This is a genomic window from Ruegeria sp. AA6 (assembly GCF_056542865.1).
The window spans coordinates 1-542 of sequence record NZ_JBQGAN010000082.1 but is presented as its reverse complement, the minus strand read 5'-3'; the positions used below and the strand labels follow the sequence as shown (position 1 = coordinate 542).

The window sequence follows — 542 nt, the reverse complement described above, 5'->3', positions numbered from 1 at the left end:
CGAAGATGTTGTGACCTCAATTGATACCGCCACGCTTCTCACCAATGACAGCGATGTCGACGGGGACGCACTCACGGTGACAGCGGTTTCTGCCACAAGTGCGCATGGTGCAGCCCTGACGCTGAACACTGATGGGACCATCAGCTACGATCCCACCGGGGCAGCTGATGTTCAGGCCCTGGCAGAGGGCCAGACACTTATCGACACATTTTCCTATGCGACCGATGACGGCAATGGCGGTGTGGGCGTCGCAACCGTTTCGATCATTGTGCACGGAACCAATGATGCCCCTGTTGTGGCACTTGCATTGTCCAATCAGGCTTCCGTGGAAGATGAGGCCGTGAGCTTTGTGCTGCCGGCGAACGCATTCACGGATGTGGATAGCGATGCGCTGACCCTGAGTGCGACACTTACGGATGGCACGGCCCTGCCGGACTGGCTGGTGTTTGATGCGGCTTCCGGCAGCTTCTCAGGCACACCGCCCCAGGACTTCAATGGCACATTGAGTGTCACGGTAACGGCCAGTGACGGGTCACTTTCAG

The 542-nt window shown here is 58.3% G+C and carries 1 protein-coding gene; it reads left to right on the top strand.

Annotated features, from left to right (window positions below; all coding sequences use genetic code 11):
* Positions 1-10: 10 nt before the first annotated feature.
* A partial coding sequence (locus ACR0LN_RS23965) for an Ig-like domain-containing protein (RefSeq protein WP_480433249.1) occupies positions 11-542 on the top strand: 532 nt, incomplete at its 3' end.